We start from the raw sequence: 15,102 nt of genomic DNA, 5'->3' as shown, positions 1-15,102 counted from the left end.
GGGTGATTAAGATGCAAATTTTAAGAAGCGTATCTGAAAATAACCGTACAACTTTCCACATTAAAACGGATTTAGGCTTAATTATTAAAGTTACTGTTGATAATGAATTAACTTCAAAAGATAACAAACTTTTACTAATAAAAATAGCTAACGACATGGATCAAAAACTCCAAGGCAATGTTGAATCTTTTAAAGCTTAGTGATTTTTGAATAAATGTATGCATACAAAAAGGAGTGAAAATAGGAAACCATCAGTAAAATATGGATTCCTTTTCACTCCTTTTATTATTTATTAATTAACCAGCACAATGATAAATCCAATAAATAGCACTAACATTGATAGCCTTGGCTTACTTTTTCCAAACAAACCACTCAATAATACAAATGCTAAACCTACAATTAATAATTGATTATTAAACGTTGTTAGCCCCATTAAATCACCAGCCATCATTATAACGCCATATATAACAACAATCGTTATCGCTAGGCTACATAAAAATGACAATATACTCAATAATCTCACAATATACATCCCTTTTTATAAATAGTTATACTATATGCAGTATAAAACAAAAACGCCGCTTCGAAAAGCGACGTCAATCTCGAAAATATATTCCACACTAAAGTTTGGAGGACTTTTTGTGCTTGGTTAGTTATACCCTTCTTTATAAAATAAAAACACAAAAAACTAATTTTTCCAAAAAATTATCATGAATTATAATTAACAGTTAAAAATGCATTGTTTTGAATAAGATTCAACAAGTTAATTAAATTAATTGAATCATACCAGTGGAAAAGAATTTAATAAAAAGTTATCCTATAGTTAAAGTATTAATCATTTCAATTATAAAATAATAATTTATTCGTCTTATAAAAGTAATGTTTCTATTTATGCATTATTTTATATTGTAGTGAATTGTTTTATAGAAAAAAAGGGTGATGAGATGAAAGTATTACGGAAAGTTTATAAAGACGAAGAACCAATTTACCATGTTAAAACCGATAAAGGTTCTGTTATTAGAATTAAAGGTTCTGACGAATTGACCGATGCAGAAACTGAAGAATTATTAACAATAGTTGCAGAGGATATTGATAAAATGAAAAAATAAATAATCAAATTTTGAACGATGATGTTTACGATGGACAAAGGGGTTACATCGTAAGTATCATCGTTATTTTACTGCTTGGTTAGGTATCATAACTGAGTCTTTATATATTATATAATGCTTTTTTAACAATGATTGATACTGAAATCACATTTTATAAAATACTTTGATGTAATAAATAACAAGCACCAAGTTTAATTTACATCAACATAAATTAAATTTAGTGCTTAACAAAAAATTACGGAAACTATTCGTAAATATATAATTATTGCTCAATCAATTGAATTAAATTACCACAAGTGTCATCAATGATTGCTAATTTAATTCCTTCAACCTCTTTTGGTACTGTATGGAATTTCACATCTAGATCTGACAGTGACTGATATGTTTGTTCTAAATTAGAAACGCCAAACATTGTGACAGGAATACCTGCATTAAATAAATCGTTTTGATATGTTTTTGCTATAGGATTCTCGTTAGGTTCAAGAACAATTTCTACCGGGTTGTCAGAATTGTTTTCTTTTACAGTTAACCATTTAAACCCGCCACCAATCTCCATATCATGTACAAGTTCAAAACCGAGCTTTTCTGTATAAAATTGTTTTGCCTTTTCTTGATCATCTACAAAAATACTCGTAGCAATTATTTTCAATTTATTTCCTCCTTTATTTATAAATATTTTTAATGTCTTCTTTTTATACCCAATTCTTGTCCCCTGACACTTTAAATATTCAACCAATGATTCATAGTTAAATTAAAAATATTAAAGTTGTTAGTAATGACAATGCCAATGAATACTAAATTATTAGTAATTTGAACATACCTTTTATCTGTACTAAAATAACTAATGTAAGTCTTATGTATTTAATTATGGGAGGTTTAAATTTTGGAAGCTTTAACTGAATTACGCGAAAAAAAGCATTTAAGTTTGTCTAAATTAGCGATTAATTTAAACAAAAGTTATGAGAAAAATTACAGAATATGTCAAATTTGGGATTGGGAACATGGATATAGAGAACCATCAGAGAATGACACTAAAATACTAGCTGATTATTTCAACGTATCTCAAAAAACATTTAATCAATAATTATATGAATTTAGTACGAATATTGAATTTATATAATTATTGATTAGATTGTTATCATGTATCACTATTTATATATAAACTAGACAACTATCATTTATTAAATCGTCTAGTCGACATGCAAAGTCACAGATAGTTAATGTATGTTTATTGTTAATGAAAGTCATGCAATAACAGTCATTTTCTAACTGTTCAGAGTCTGTATGTTGTTTGAGCCTGAAACATTTTCAGGCTCTTTTTTTGTAGTGTTATTCATTACTTTTTATAAACAATTGTAATAAAATAATCTACGCCTTCCACAGTGTTCGTAACAGAAGGTGTCACTGATACGAGTTCCCAGTGTTGTTTATCATCCACTTCATGTAAAAATTGGTTCACTCGTGCATCAAATTCTTCAAAACTTTCTTCGTATTCCATATGCAAAGTTTTAATAAACATATTTGTCTCCTTCTATTATTTTGTCTTAATTATTTTCTTATTATAAATCTTCCAAATTACTGAAACAAACATTTTAAAATATTTGAAGACTTAATAAACTATAAATTTGTAAATATACTTTAAAAACTTATGATAACTGCATTTCATTATTTAACCAATCAACAATTTCTTTAAAAATACTCTTATTAAAAGAAGATTCATTAAATATTTCATGTTGTAAACCATCATATATATGAATTGATTTGTGTTCTGAACCTATTTCATCAAATAATTGTAGTGAATCTTTATAACTCACCAAACCATCCTCTTTACCATGTAATATTAATGTAGAATCAATAAATTTAGAGGCATTTTCTTTTAAATACTTTATTCCCTCAAAGAGTGTTGATACTAGTCCCATTGAAATTTGTTTAGCGTTTAAATCATCTAATGCATATTTTTCAACAACTTCTTGATCAGAGCATAGTCCTTCACTAAGCACGTTATCAAAATAACTATTCATATCTATCTGTTTGTCTACTTCACCAAATAATTTTTTATTATATCTCGTTAAAGCTCCTGATGTTATGATGCCACTTACTTCATTCGGATGTTGTGTACCGAATAAAGTTACAGTATATCCACCCATACTATGACCAATTAAATAAATTTTACCTTCATAATTTTCTTTAACTTTATCAATCACTGCAGACAAATCTTCTACGATTTCATCCTTATTACTATAAAATGTCTGCTTTCCTTCCGAACGGCCGTGTCCACGTTGATCATATCTAATGACATTGAATTCATTTTCATTCAAATAACTAGTTATTTCATCATAACGATCAAGATGTTCAGCTAATCCGTGGACAATGATAATATTTGCTTTAGCCTTTTCAACTTCATTTATTTTTGTATAAAGTTTCGTGTTATCTTTGGACAATACATATTTTATATAATTCATTTTCACTTCACCTCATAGTATTAAAAATAAATTTATTTATACTATTAAAGTCCCCCTTTCAAATTAAAAACAAACTTAATCTGCCTATAATATTCCATAAATTCGTAAATGGTGATTGACCTCGACCTTCTTTCAACCTTTAAATCTTAGTTAATGATATGATTATATTGGAGGGCGATATGAATGGCGAAATATATATTATCCTATAATTTAAATTCTATTTCTTATGGATATGAAAAGTTACCATCAAAGTTAAATCTTGTAGGTAAACCATTGTACATTTATAAAGGACTGTGGTTATTAAAAAGTGACTTGGATCAAAATAGCATTTGTGAAAATATAAAGAGTGCTTTCAATTCAAATGATGATTTTTTAATATTTGAAATTAATCAAAGTCCTTTGGGCACTTTGAGTGCACAAAAGTACGACGAAATATTAAATTTACTTAATGATTAAACATATTCTTAAATTTGAATGTGTTTTTTATTTGTATTATTTAAGTTAATTTCATAAATATGTTATACTTTTTATTACTTAAAAGATTTATGTATAGTACAATTATATAAATGGTCAGTTTTGTACTTCAACCTATTTCACAGTTTCATTTGCAATTTCATAATTTTAAAACAATGACCATTGTTAAGGGGATATTTATGAAAATTATTGATTTCAAAATTAGTAACTATGATATAATCTATACTGTTAAAACGGATAACGGACATACGTTTTCCCACGCTCTACCAAAGGATACAACATCACAAAATGTTCATCGTTATTTGAATATATTGTGTATTAATGTTGACCGAACAAAGTAATATATACCTATAATTATTAAGAGGACAGCTCTTTTAACTGTCTTTAACTATCAAATAGATACAATATTTCTAACAAAGTCTAGCAAATGATCTGCAAAGTTCATTTACTAGATTTTTTTATTCTCATTAATTCATACTACATTCTTCAACTAAAATCATATCTATTTAATTCTTTTATAAAAATTTTGTTATAATTAAGTTTAAAATAATTTTTCAGAATATTAAGATTCTATTTTATATAAAATAATGATATTAGTTCAAAATTTATGTTAACTCAAAGGGGTGTATCAATGAAATTTTTAAAAAACAAAGGGAAAACAACAAATAAAAACAGAAAAAAGTTCGAAATGCCTCATATTTATGTCATATTATTTATATTTGGTGCCATCGCTACCATTTCCACTTACCTCATTCCTTCCGGAGAGTTTAATCGAATTAAAGGACCTGAAGGCAGAGAAATGGTTGATGCAGATTCATTTCATTACATAAAAGCTACACCAGTCAATATAATAGACTTTATATCCATTATTCCTAAAGGACTCATAGCAGCAGGTGAAATCGTATTCTTCACACTTATTATTGGTGGTATGTTTATGGTATTAAGACGTACTGGCATTATTGAAATTGGTGTTGATAAACTCGCGCGTAAATTTTTAAATCATAGTATCTTTATCATTCCAGTATTGACCTCTGTATTTGCAATTATTGCTACTTTAATTGGTACAGCTGAACTTTCGCTTGTATACATACCAGTTATCATTCCGTTAATTATTGCCTTAGGCTATGATTCTATAACGGCTACTGCAATTGCGTTATGTGGTACTGTAGTCGGTTTTACAGTTGGTGTATTAAATCCAATCAACACTGGATTGGCTCAAAAATTGTCCGGTGTACCTGTTTTTTCTGGTATTGGCTTACGACTCACACTCTTTATCATTGTGCTCTTTGTAACAATATTATTTATAATGAGATACGCTCAAAAAGTAAAACAAAATCCAAATATCAGTTTAGTTTATCAAGAAGACACAGAAAAAAGACAGACATATAAAGATATTACGAAGCACAAACCATTGGTTGCCACTCAACGTCAAAAAATCGGTATTGCTATAGTATTAACCTTTTTCGTCATACTTGTTTATGGCGTGACTACACAAGGTTGGTTTATGGTTGAAATGTCCGGCTTATTTATCATTATGGGCATTGTCGTTGGATTAGTTACCGGGTTGACTACACGTGAAATTTGCGAATCATTTAACGACGGATTTAAGGATGTTTTGATGGGAGCTATCATTGTTGGGCTTGCCCGTTCTATCGTGGTCGTTCTTGAAGATGGTAAAATTATGGATAGTATTGTCTATGGATTAGGTTCTGTTATTGAGGGGGCCACACCGACTGTCGCAGTCATTGGTATGTATATCGTTCAGGTATTAATTAACTTCATCATCTCATCGGGGAGTGGTCAAGCACTTGTCACTATGCCTATCATGGCACCTTTGGCCGATATGCTAGGTATTACTCGCCAAACAGCCGTTTTGGCTTTCCAATTAGGCGATGGTTTCACACATGTATTCTACCCCACAAGCGGTTATTTCATGGCTGCATTAGCTATTGGTGGCGTGTCTTATACCAAGTGGATCAAGTTTTTCTTTCCACTATTTATTATATGGGGACTTATTTCTATTGCTACATTGGTAATTGCGCAATTAATTGGCTGGTCCTAAATATGCTAATACTGGTCATTCGTATATCAGCACTATTGATAAAATTTTAGTCTTTTAAAACTTTTAATGAGTGCATAAACGTCAATTTCTATTGAGATGAAATAGAAATTGACGTTTCTTCTCTTTTATAAAAAATGATATGCTGTTGAACGATTAACCCTTTTGGCATACTTTGATAATCAATTCAAGTTCACGTTTCCCCTATGGATACAGTCAATCACCATTCTATTAAAAATCAATCAATCATTAATACATTCTAAAATACTACGGTTTTCATTTTCTTTGATTACCAATTTTTAAATTCCAGTTGCAAGATTATTCTCTTATTTTTAAATTAATGTTTTATGTTAATCATCATTCTCTATCACTTTTTCCATTCTATAATTAGTAGTTTGAAACCCTAACTTATGATACAAGGACACTGCCCGCCTATTATGACCGAACACATGTAAACCGATACGATGTATATTATTTTTTTCACAATAATCTTCGATACAAAGCATAGTTTTCTCACCTAATCCTTTCCCTCTATAATTGTCAAAAATATGTACATCATAAATAAAACACTTATTTATCTTTTTATTTTCCGCAAAATGCAGCCAGCAATATCCAATCGTTTCGTTCAAATAAACAACAGTAAATAAATATTGATTATCAGTAGCTAATCCGTGGGGCAGTAATTTTTCAAAATCTGAACGTGCCCTTTCAATAGCTCCTTCTGTTTCCCAAACACCGCTTTTTATATGTTCATGTGCATATTCATGTATGCTCTTTTCATAAACTTTATCAAAAGTTCGTTGCGTCATTGGTTCTAGTGTTAACGACATGTCATCCCCCTCTCTTTAAATTAACACTAGTTTAGCATAATTCATTTTTCGTTTACGAATTAAAAAAAGTGGAACAAACACGTTACCTTAAAAAAGATAGTGTCGTTCCACTTTATCAAAGTCACTATATTCGCACATTTATTCAAAATTTTTATAGTGCTATTTCAATTTCAATGTCATCGCATTAATGGCAACAATAACCGTACTTAAAGACATCAAAATTGCTCCGATAGCAGGTGATAAGATTAAGCCAATAAATGCTAAAACGCCAGCTGCGAGCGGTACAGCAACAATGTTATATCCAGCGCCCCACCATAAGTTTTGAACCATTTTTCTCATAGTATTTTTAGAAAGTGTAAGGAAATGAATAATGTCTGATGGTGCACTTTTAACAAGAATCACATCTCCTGATTCAACAGCAACATCCGTACCTGCACCAATAGCCATACCTATATCCGCTCGAATTAAACTAGGTGCATCATTGATTCCATCACCAACCATCATTACTTTATGTCCCTCAGCTTGATAGTCTTGAATAATCTTTTCTTTATCTTCAGGTAATAGTTGAGCATGAACATCATTAATACCTAGTTCTTTAGCGACTGTATTTGCCACTTCATTATTATCACCTGTTAACATCACTGGTGTAATATTTCTTGATAATAAATCTGAAACCATTTTTCTCGAACTTTCTTTAATTTTATCACCTTGTGCAATCACTCCAATGACTGCTTCATTATGAATTAAAAAGCTAACTGAATTACCTTGTTTAGCAAGTTTTTCAAACTGTTCTATATCATATTTCAAATTATTTTTTTCTAAATAACTTACATTGGTAATTTTATATTTTTGATTTTCTATTATACCTTGTAAACCAACACCTGGTATATTTGTTACTTCTTGAGGATTTTTGATTGTGATACCTTTATTTTTTGCAAACGTCACGATGCCTAAAGCAAGTGGATGGTTAGAATTACTTTCCAATGAAGCAAATAAAGATAAGATTGCTTCATTATCACTTTGAGGTGTATAGCTTTCATAATGATTAACTGAAAAATCACCTTCAGTTAAAGTCCCTGTTTTGTCCATCATAATATAGTCAATATGCTGAGCTAATTCAACAGAAGATCTATTTTTTATGATTAAGCCATGATGTGCACCAATAGAAGTAGAACGTGCTGTAACAAGTGGTATTGCTAATCCCAATGCATGCGGACAAGCAATAACCAATACTGTCACTAATCGTTCCAAAGCAAAATCTAAATTATTATGGATAATCATCCACACGATAAATGATATTAAACCAATACTCACTGCAAAATAAAATAGATAGCCTGCTACTTTATCTGATAATAATTCAGCGTCTGATTTGTCATTTTGTGCTTGATTGACTAACCCCATCACTTGGGATAAATAGCCATTTTCACCTGTAGCAGTTACTTTGACATTTACCGTACCTGAACCATTTATTGAACCACCAATCACTTCATCTTGTACATTTTTAACCATTTGCTTAGATTCTCCTGTGACTAATGATTCATCTACAGAAGTACTACCTTGAATAATCACACCATCTGCCGGTATGCTTTCTCCAGCTTTCACTTCTACGATATCATCCACTTCGATTTCTGAAATAGAAACTTCTTCTTTTTGTTCTGAATCTATGATTCTTATTGCTTTGTTAGGTAGAAGTTCTGCCATTTTCTTTAAAGCATTTCCTGCATTACCAACTGCATTCATTTCAATCCAATGTCCTAATAGCATAATTAATATTAATGTTGCTAATTCCCAGAAAAAGTCCATTACATGTCCTGATACATTGCTAAAATGATTCATATAAAATGCATATAAACTATAAACATATGCTACAGAAATACCTAGCGCAACAAGTGTCATCATACCAGGCTTTTTAGACGCAAGTTCATCTTTTGCACCAGTTAAAAAAGGTTTGCCACCATAGAAAAACAAAACTGTGGCAAGTACTAATACAATCCAATCAGAACCATTAAATGAGAACTGAAACGGTAATTTTATTCCCATCATTGGTGATAAAATGATGATTGGTATGGCAAATAATAATGATATAAAAAATTTACGCTTAAAATTACCATGATGATGTCCATGGTGTTCATGCATTTCATGTTCTTCATGATGATGTGTATGATGTCCTTCGTGCATCTGATGATCATGACTATCATGTGCTTCATGATTATTGGAACTTGTCATATTATATCCTCCTTACAAAGTGTATCGTTATTCTCTTAACATAAACGATTATAACATATACCCCTATAAGGTATAATAAATATGCTTACAATTACTAAAAAAGACTGAAACCAACGAATTTCATCGCCTTGATTTCAGTCCTTTTGATCACAGCTATTTATTTTAAGAAATACTAAATGCTATTCACTTACTGCAAAATAATTACCTTGTCCATCTTGAAAATTAAATACACGCGTTCCTGACATTTCAATAATATCATGTCCAGTTAAACCCATGTCTTTTAATTTTGTATAAAGCTCATCAAAATTAGAAGCTTTAAACATCAGTGATGGTGTTCCCAGATTAACGCCTGGGCTATATTTTTTTATAAATTCTTTCTCCATAATAGAGATAGATGTTTCAACTTCATTATTGGGAGCAATTTCTACTGCTTTATATCCCTCCGCTAATGCTTCTTCTGATAAAACTGCAAATCCCATGGTATTTTTCCAAAAATCAACAGCTTTTGACTGATCATCTACATATAGCATGACTTGATTTAATTTTTCCATTTCAATACACCTTTCAATTTTAGACATGCTTAAATATAGCCAAAACGATATACATATAAACGATTTATGTAAAAAATTTTTTCCTGTATATAAGTATATAAATTTAAATTTTAGTATTCTCATTAATAATTTAATCTTCTAAAGGATTCAAGTTCCTACCTAAACGCAGTGTGGTTATATATCATTGGTGGGATGAATTTATTATTTTATCTATGGGTTATTACTAAAACCACCGTCAACACCCATTTTTTTCATTTCTTTTCCTTCTTCTTGACTATTCAATGTAAACACATGAACTTTTAAACCGCTTTTTGTGAGCTCGTTTAATCAACAATTTTATAGTAAAATTCAGCAACACTGTGACATAAATAAATTATTATTATATAATATGAGCAAATAATTCATTTGTCATAGTTATTTCAAAATCATGATATGCTAAATCAAAATGAGGTGCTTTATGAGATTTAAAAAAAGTCTAAAATATTCTACTATTTTTTTCTTGATAATAACATTTATCACAATTTTAACCAGACCATCAGAAACAAAAATGAATGAAATTATGAACGCTTCTAATTTCAATACATTACTTTTGATTAGTAACGAATTTATAAAAACAATATCTATAAGTTTACCACCATCAATCATCATATTTTTGGTTTTTTATTTTTATATTTTAAGATCTCAACAAGATTAATATGCTAAATGCTTTTTTGGACAAACGTACTTATCTCTTATTACAACGCAAAAAATTGTTAAAAATAAATTTGTAATTAAAAAGTTAATGCTTCTCAAAGCACATGCTTAAATCTTTACTTCTAAAATTATACATATAATTATATTTATTCATTTAGCCTTAACCTATTAAACCCACTCTAAAAATAGTTTTTATTACAAAAACGCCCACCAATTGGTGAGCGTTTGTTTACTGAAATTTAGTTTTATAAAAAGAAGCATAAGCATCATCTATTAATCACTTTATGACTATGCATTTGTAAAGTACACACTGCTAAAAAATTTAAGGAATAATGTGCAACCTACTTTTATTAACTACATTTTAAGTATTAATTTGTACTTTAGTTACATAGCCATCATTTACATAAAATTTAATTGATGTACCATTATAATTACGTTCATACATATTCCCTGCTGGTGTGTCCGTTACATCTGAAGGTCCATATACTGTTAATAAATCATTTTTTGAAACAGTTTTACCATCTAAATCAAAAGTAACAGCATCTGCTTTATTTTCGCCAGTTTTACGAAATGATTGATCATATATATCTACCATCTCCGCTGTTTCTGCATCGCTATTTGTAATTTTATAACCATTAATTGTTAAATTTTTGTATTTAATTGCATTAATAAAATCTTGATCCAAAATAAATTCACTATTTGCTGATGTATAACCTGTATAGTTATAATATGGCGTTTCTGCTGCTTGGGTTTGTGATTTATGTGAATCGATTGCTGCTGCACCTACTGCTGTACTAAATACGAGGCCGCAAGATAACATTATCTTTGACACTTTATTCATATTAAACACTCCCTGTAAAAATTTTGAATCTCAGTTGATTCAATTGTAATATTACACTAATATTACAAAAAGTCAATTATTTACTGATTAATATAATACCCAAAATTTTTGAGTTCACAAAAATTGACACCTCACAAATCGTTAGAAAATTACAAGACTATTATTCATTAATTAAACAAGTAAAATGAAATTATCAATTATAAAGGAGAGAATATCATGCCTTATTTATTATTAATTTTAGCTATAGTGGGAGAAGTCATAGGTAGTGCATTTCTTAAATCATCTGAAGGTTTTTCTAAGCTTTTTCCAACTTTGGCAACAATTATTTCATTTCTTGCTTGCTTTTATTTTTTAAGCAAAACTTTACAATATTTACCATTAAATATTACATATGCTAGTTGGGCTGGACTTGGTTTGGTACTTACAACGATTGTGTCAGTTGTAATTTTCAAAGAACAAATTAATTTGATGAGTGTCATTTCAATTACTATTATTATTGTGGGTGTTGTATTACTTAATACTTTTGGGTCAACTCATTAGACACTTGATTTTTAAATTATTAGCCACCTTAGATAGGTGGCTACAGACTGTCCACAAAGTCTCCAACTTTGTTGGCAGTTTTTTTATACACGCTTTCCGCGGGCACTGCCTTAGCCTGTAGTCTTCGTCTAGTGCTATTCCCGCAGGAGTCGGAATAAATCACTGCCAACATTATAATATATGTAAATTAAGCAGTGATGGTGTTTTTTTATGTTGAATAAATCAATTGATAAAAGAGATCAATATGAAATGATTTCTATCTCTGACTTAGTCGCTAATAGTCATTTATTACGTAAAGTCGATGCGATATTAGATTTAAATTTTGTATATGAACTTGTCGAATACAAAGGAAGAATGAATATAAACATGGTCATAGTAAATTCGTTTCTGAAAAATTGAAATGTGCCTTATCTATAGTAAAAATACGACTTACTATAGAATCCTAATTCATGTTCATAATAAAAAAAGGAACTGTTTGAAAGTCCCTTTAAAGTGAGTTACCAAGTTATAATTTTTAATTTTCAATTTCCTTCAATGCCTTTTTAGGTATATCCATTTTATTCACTTCTTCATACGTAGCCACATGGGCTCCTTTATGAGTGATTTTCAAATATTTGTCTAGCTTTAAAGTTTTTGCAGCTGTGAAAGTTATATCTCTACTTTCACCATATTTATTATAAGCATTTTGTGTGTAGCTAACTCTATCATATTCGAGAAATTTATCAGGCTTTTTTGTTTTTACATAACTATTTTCTTGTTTCACTAGGGGGTTAATTTGATCAATTATGCCGGCAATTTCTCCCTCTTGCTTTTTTCCATTAGATACTATGTACATGCCTATTAGTATTATTGCTAAACCTAGTATTACAACTGGCATTAAAATCAATATCTTTTTCATTTAAAATCATTCCTTTCGTTATATAAAATATTTTATCAATCAATATGAATTAACTGTACTTACAATATTGTTATCTTTTTTCACTTAAAATTCAGTTGGATATATAAACTAATATAGTTTTAACCATACTTTTTAAATAAATAGAAATATTCTAAGTAATTATTTTCGTAAAAAATAAAATATTGTATAATATAATCATCAAAAGGAGGAGATTTTATGCTAGTCAGAAAAAATACATTAATAATTCAAATTAAAACTAAAACAACAGGAGGAATAAATGATTAAATCAATCAATTGTATAAATTTGCAAACAATATATGATTGAAATCTTACTTTTAATCATTTATTCCAATAAGGAGTTATAATGATTAAAAGAAGTTTAATTATTCCACTTTATATCAATATTTTTTTGGCATTTACTGGCATAGGACTAGTCGTTCCAAGTTTACCTTTAATAATTAAAGATTTATCTATAACTGGAAATGCTTTTGGAGTACTTATTGCAGTTTTTTCTTTTTTCCAAATGATTTGTTCACTTATAATTGGATACTTTTCTGACAAGTACCCCAAAAAGCACTTTCTATCGTTTGGATTGTTATTCTATATAATTTCAGAATGCTTATTCGGGATAGGTATGGATTTTTATACACTCTTTGTTTCCAGAGTATTGGGAGGCATAAGTGCTGCCTTAATGACTACATCTATTATTGGCATTATCGGAGATATCTCTGATGAAAAAAATCGTGATAAAAATTTCGGCACATTTTCAGCTATAACATCATTAGGCTTTATCATTGGACCAGGTATAGGAGCGTTGTTTTCATCAATCCACATAAGATTACCTTATTTTATAGCTATGGTAATAGGTATGATCATGTTAGTTATAAATTTAAAGTTAAGTATTCCACATATTAAAAATGAAGATGTACCAAAAAATAAAAATTTCAAAATAAAATTCAAAGACTTAAAACTATATTTATTACCTTCTATAATTATATTCTTATTAGCATTTGGACTAGCTGCTATAGAAGAGCTTTATCCATTATACTTAGTCGATAAAGCTGCGTTTACATCTATTAATATAGCTGCCGCGATTATAGGTGGATCTTTGCTAGGCGCTTTCACTCAATATTTTCTATATCCTAAAATTTCAAAGTATTTGAGTGAACTTTCGATCATCACTATTAGTTCTATGTATTCGATCGTCATATTATTTAGCTTGTTATTCTTAAATTCTGTAATATCCCTCATATTAATAAGTTGGATTATATTTATTGGATTTGATATCATACGCCCTACTATAACAGTGTATCTATCAAAATTAGTTCAAAACAAACAAGGTTTAGCAGGTTCAATAAACTCTACTTTTACCTCTTTAGGTACTTTAATAGCACCAATTATTGCTGGTTATTTTTACTCTCAAAATATAAATGCACCAGTTTATCTTGCTATGATTTCTATTGTCTTAAGTATTCTTACTTTGTTCATTTTTCCTAAAAAGTAAATACTGGATAATTAAAAAGGATAGGCATTCATTTGCCTATCCTTCTGCATTAAATCCAAAATGACCTGCTAGCTTTTCTGATTCGTAAAAAGTAGTTCATTTTTATATTTCTTTGCTCAATATATTTTTTATCTTTTCTTTAAAAAGTGGTGTATAAATATAGCGATAGCCTTTTAAAGTTGGGTGTGCATCATCAGCAAAAAGTGTATTATCATATTTTATTTGTTCATTTGCCCATTGATTGCCCCAAACATCTAAAATTTCAATATCCCATTTTTCTTTTAGTTTATATAAATTATATACCAAAAATTCATAATAAGGATCTGCTTTTCTAATACAAGTATAAAATAATATAGGCGTATCCAAGGTTAATTTAGCGTAACTAATAATATATTCCATTGCGCCAATTGTTGTTTCTACATCAAAAGCATTATGATCATATGCTTTTTTTATTTCACCTACAGATTTATTTAACCTACCATCATTCGTTGATAACTGACAAATCAACAAATCAAATTTGTTTTTACTTAACTTCTCTTTTTTATTCTTTGGACATATGAATTTTTTTCTGTTCCTGCCAAACTTGTACCCGAAATTGCTTCTTTCGTTGTGTTCATATGAGATTCTATATTTAAAAATTCAACAAATGAAATCCCATGAGAAGCCGCACCATATGTAATTGAAGAACCTAAAAAAAGAATGTTTTTATCAGTTAAACCATCTTCTCTTTTAAAAAATTGGGAGTTCGGTTTAAAACTACTTTTATTGCCTTTTCGTATATCATTAACAAAATTTGTCACTGCAGAAGCTAATTTCCCAACAATATACACGCTAATTAACATTATTACCTTTTTCAATTTTATAGCTCCTTTTGGATATTATCATATTAAATTCTCAAATATACACTTTAATTAG

20 protein-coding genes are annotated in these 15,102 nt (G+C 29.2%); 8 read left to right on the top strand and 12 right to left on the bottom strand.

Features of this window, described 5'->3' with window-relative positions; translation table 11 throughout:
* Window positions 1-11: 11 nt before the first annotated feature.
* Window positions 12-200, top strand: a complete 189-nt coding sequence (locus KA830_RS05920; RefSeq protein ID WP_046207477.1) for a hypothetical protein — start codon at window positions 12-14, stop codon at window positions 198-200.
* A 92-nt stretch (window positions 201-292) separates the two neighbouring features.
* Here KA830_RS05920 and KA830_RS05915 read toward each other — a convergent pair whose 3' ends face one another.
* Window positions 293-532, bottom strand: coding sequence for a hypothetical protein (locus tag KA830_RS05915; RefSeq protein WP_225309938.1), 240 nt, complete (start codon window positions 530-532; stop codon window positions 293-295).
* Between the two features lie 412 nt (window positions 533-944).
* Between KA830_RS05915 and vraX the strand changes: the two genes are divergently transcribed.
* A complete protein-coding gene (gene vraX, locus KA830_RS05910; protein ID WP_164996921.1) occupies window positions 945-1,109 on the top strand; it encodes a C1q-binding complement inhibitor VraX in 165 nt (54 codons plus the stop codon).
* A gap of 262 nt (window positions 1,110-1,371) precedes the next feature.
* Here the strand turns inward: vraX and KA830_RS05905 are convergent, their stop codons facing one another.
* Window positions 1,372-1,758, bottom strand: coding sequence for a VOC family protein (locus KA830_RS05905; RefSeq protein ID WP_046207475.1), 387 nt, complete (start codon window positions 1,756-1,758; stop codon window positions 1,372-1,374).
* Window positions 1,759-1,992: 234 nt separating this feature from the next.
* Here KA830_RS05905 and KA830_RS05900 point away from each other — a divergent pair, with 234 nt between their 5' ends.
* Complete coding sequence (locus KA830_RS05900; protein WP_046207474.1) at window positions 1,993-2,193, top strand: helix-turn-helix domain-containing protein; 201 nt, start codon at window positions 1,993-1,995, stop codon at window positions 2,191-2,193.
* A gap of 252 nt (window positions 2,194-2,445) precedes the next feature.
* Here the strand turns inward: KA830_RS05900 and KA830_RS05895 are convergent, their stop codons facing one another.
* Both KA830_RS05895 and KA830_RS05890 read right to left on the bottom strand, forming a co-directional pair.
* Window positions 2,446-2,628 (bottom strand): hypothetical protein, encoded by a 183-nt coding sequence (locus tag KA830_RS05895; protein ID WP_046207473.1) that lies wholly within the window; start codon window positions 2,626-2,628, stop codon window positions 2,446-2,448.
* A gap of 127 nt (window positions 2,629-2,755) precedes the next feature.
* A complete protein-coding gene (locus KA830_RS05890) occupies window positions 2,756-3,571 on the bottom strand; it encodes an alpha/beta hydrolase (RefSeq protein WP_204180423.1) in 816 nt (271 codons plus the stop codon).
* Window positions 3,572-3,754: 183 nt separating this feature from the next.
* Here KA830_RS05890 and KA830_RS05885 point away from each other — a divergent pair, with 183 nt between their 5' ends.
* Both KA830_RS05885 and KA830_RS05880 read left to right on the top strand, forming a co-directional pair.
* A complete protein-coding gene (locus tag KA830_RS05885; protein WP_046207471.1) occupies window positions 3,755-4,027 on the top strand; it encodes a hypothetical protein in 273 nt (90 codons plus the stop codon).
* Window positions 4,028-4,676: 649 nt separating this feature from the next.
* The gene (locus tag KA830_RS05880) at window positions 4,677-6,107 is read left to right on the top strand and encodes a YfcC family protein (protein ID WP_210122950.1); all 1,431 of its coding nucleotides are present in this window, start codon (window positions 4,677-4,679) and stop codon (window positions 6,105-6,107) included.
* A 347-nt stretch (window positions 6,108-6,454) separates the two neighbouring features.
* Here the strand turns inward: KA830_RS05880 and KA830_RS05875 are convergent, their stop codons facing one another.
* The 5 genes from KA830_RS05875 to isaB form a co-directional block, all read right to left on the bottom strand.
* Window positions 6,455-6,934, bottom strand: a complete 480-nt coding sequence (locus tag KA830_RS05875) for a GNAT family N-acetyltransferase (RefSeq protein ID WP_070039147.1) — start codon at window positions 6,932-6,934, stop codon at window positions 6,455-6,457.
* A gap of 159 nt (window positions 6,935-7,093) precedes the next feature.
* Window positions 7,094-9,160 carry a heavy metal translocating P-type ATPase gene (locus KA830_RS05870; RefSeq protein WP_204180421.1) on the bottom strand — a complete coding sequence of 689 codons (2,067 nt, stop codon included), beginning with the start codon at window positions 9,158-9,160 and terminating at the stop codon, window positions 7,094-7,096.
* Between the two features lie 179 nt (window positions 9,161-9,339).
* Entirely contained in the window at window positions 9,340-9,711 is a 372-nt protein-coding gene (locus KA830_RS05865; RefSeq protein WP_046207467.1) for a VOC family protein, read from the bottom strand.
* Window positions 9,712-9,921: 210 nt separating this feature from the next.
* A complete protein-coding gene (locus KA830_RS13845; protein ID WP_343283716.1) occupies window positions 9,922-10,002 on the bottom strand; it encodes a hypothetical protein in 81 nt (26 codons plus the stop codon).
* Window positions 10,003-10,765: 763 nt separating this feature from the next.
* Complete coding sequence (isaB, locus tag KA830_RS05860; RefSeq protein WP_204180420.1) at window positions 10,766-11,245, bottom strand: immunodominant staphylococcal antigen IsaB family protein; 480 nt, start codon at window positions 11,243-11,245, stop codon at window positions 10,766-10,768.
* A gap of 216 nt (window positions 11,246-11,461) precedes the next feature.
* On the opposite strand from isaB, the gene qac reads away from it, so the two are divergent.
* Window positions 11,462-11,785, top strand: a complete 324-nt coding sequence (gene qac / locus KA830_RS05855; protein WP_046207463.1) for a QacCGHJ group quaternary ammonium compound efflux SMR transporter — start codon at window positions 11,462-11,464, stop codon at window positions 11,783-11,785.
* A 210-nt stretch (window positions 11,786-11,995) separates the two neighbouring features.
* Window positions 11,996-12,184, top strand: a complete 189-nt coding sequence (locus KA830_RS05850) for a hypothetical protein (RefSeq protein ID WP_070039142.1) — start codon at window positions 11,996-11,998, stop codon at window positions 12,182-12,184.
* Window positions 12,185-12,299: 115 nt separating this feature from the next.
* Here KA830_RS05850 and KA830_RS05845 read toward each other — a convergent pair whose 3' ends face one another.
* Complete coding sequence (locus tag KA830_RS05845) at window positions 12,300-12,683, bottom strand: YxeA family protein (RefSeq protein ID WP_046207461.1); 384 nt, start codon at window positions 12,681-12,683, stop codon at window positions 12,300-12,302.
* Between the two features lie 364 nt (window positions 12,684-13,047).
* Between KA830_RS05845 and KA830_RS05840 the strand changes: the two genes are divergently transcribed.
* The gene (locus KA830_RS05840) at window positions 13,048-14,187 is read left to right on the top strand and encodes an MFS transporter (protein WP_070039139.1); all 1,140 of its coding nucleotides are present in this window, start codon (window positions 13,048-13,050) and stop codon (window positions 14,185-14,187) included.
* 102 nt (window positions 14,188-14,289) lie between these two features.
* Here KA830_RS05840 and KA830_RS05835 read toward each other — a convergent pair whose 3' ends face one another.
* Together KA830_RS05835 and KA830_RS05830 are read right to left on the bottom strand one after the other, a co-directional pair.
* Window positions 14,290-14,694, bottom strand: coding sequence for a hypothetical protein (locus KA830_RS05835; protein WP_210124023.1), 405 nt, complete (start codon window positions 14,692-14,694; stop codon window positions 14,290-14,292).
* 20 nt (window positions 14,695-14,714) lie between these two features.
* Window positions 14,715-15,044 carry a hypothetical protein gene (locus KA830_RS05830; RefSeq protein ID WP_204180418.1) on the bottom strand — a complete coding sequence of 110 codons (330 nt, stop codon included), beginning with the start codon at window positions 15,042-15,044 and terminating at the stop codon, window positions 14,715-14,717.
* Between the last annotated feature and the right edge of the window lie 58 nt (window positions 15,045-15,102).

Source organism: Staphylococcus sp. GDY8P119P, assembly GCF_017892075.1.
GTDB classification, from domain to species: domain Bacteria; phylum Bacillota; class Bacilli; order Staphylococcales; family Staphylococcaceae; genus Staphylococcus; species Staphylococcus ureilyticus.
The sequence above is the reverse complement of the archived record's forward strand: the minus strand, read 5'-3'. Positions and strand labels throughout refer to the sequence as shown.

Bases quoted from the DNA above. Each gene is read 5' to 3' on its own strand.
- KA830_RS05920 (WP_046207477.1), top strand. From the start codon at position 12: ATGCAAATTTTAAGAAGCGTATCTGAAAATAACCGTACAACTTTCCAC.
- KA830_RS05915 (WP_225309938.1), bottom strand. From the start codon at position 532: ATGTATATTGTGAGATTATTGAGTATATTGTCATTTTTATGTAGCCTA.
- vraX (WP_164996921.1), top strand. From the start codon at position 945: ATGAAAGTATTACGGAAAGTTTATAAAGACGAAGAACCAATTTACCAT.
- KA830_RS05895 (WP_046207473.1), bottom strand. From the start codon at position 2,628: ATGTTTATTAAAACTTTGCATATGGAATACGAAGAAAGTTTTGAAGAA.
- KA830_RS05890 (WP_204180423.1), bottom strand. From the start codon at position 3,571: ATGAATTATATAAAATATGTATTGTCCAAAGATAACACGAAACTTTAT.
- KA830_RS05885 (WP_046207471.1), top strand. From the start codon at position 3,755: ATGGCGAAATATATATTATCCTATAATTTAAATTCTATTTCTTATGGA.
- KA830_RS05880 (WP_210122950.1), top strand. From the start codon at position 4,677: ATGAAATTTTTAAAAAACAAAGGGAAAACAACAAATAAAAACAGAAAA.
- KA830_RS05875 (WP_070039147.1), bottom strand. From the start codon at position 6,934: ATGTCGTTAACACTAGAACCAATGACGCAACGAACTTTTGATAAAGTT.
- KA830_RS05870 (WP_204180421.1), bottom strand. From the start codon at position 9,160: ATGACAAGTTCCAATAATCATGAAGCACATGATAGTCATGATCATCAG.
- KA830_RS05865 (WP_046207467.1), bottom strand. From the start codon at position 9,711: ATGGAAAAATTAAATCAAGTCATGCTATATGTAGATGATCAGTCAAAA.
- isaB (WP_204180420.1), bottom strand. From the start codon at position 11,245: ATGAATAAAGTGTCAAAGATAATGTTATCTTGCGGCCTCGTATTTAGT.
- qac (WP_046207463.1), top strand. From the start codon at position 11,462: ATGCCTTATTTATTATTAATTTTAGCTATAGTGGGAGAAGTCATAGGT.
- KA830_RS05850 (WP_070039142.1), top strand. From the start codon at position 11,996: ATGTTGAATAAATCAATTGATAAAAGAGATCAATATGAAATGATTTCT.
- KA830_RS05845 (WP_046207461.1), bottom strand. From the start codon at position 12,683: ATGAAAAAGATATTGATTTTAATGCCAGTTGTAATACTAGGTTTAGCA.
- KA830_RS05840 (WP_070039139.1), top strand. From the start codon at position 13,048: ATGATTAAAAGAAGTTTAATTATTCCACTTTATATCAATATTTTTTTG.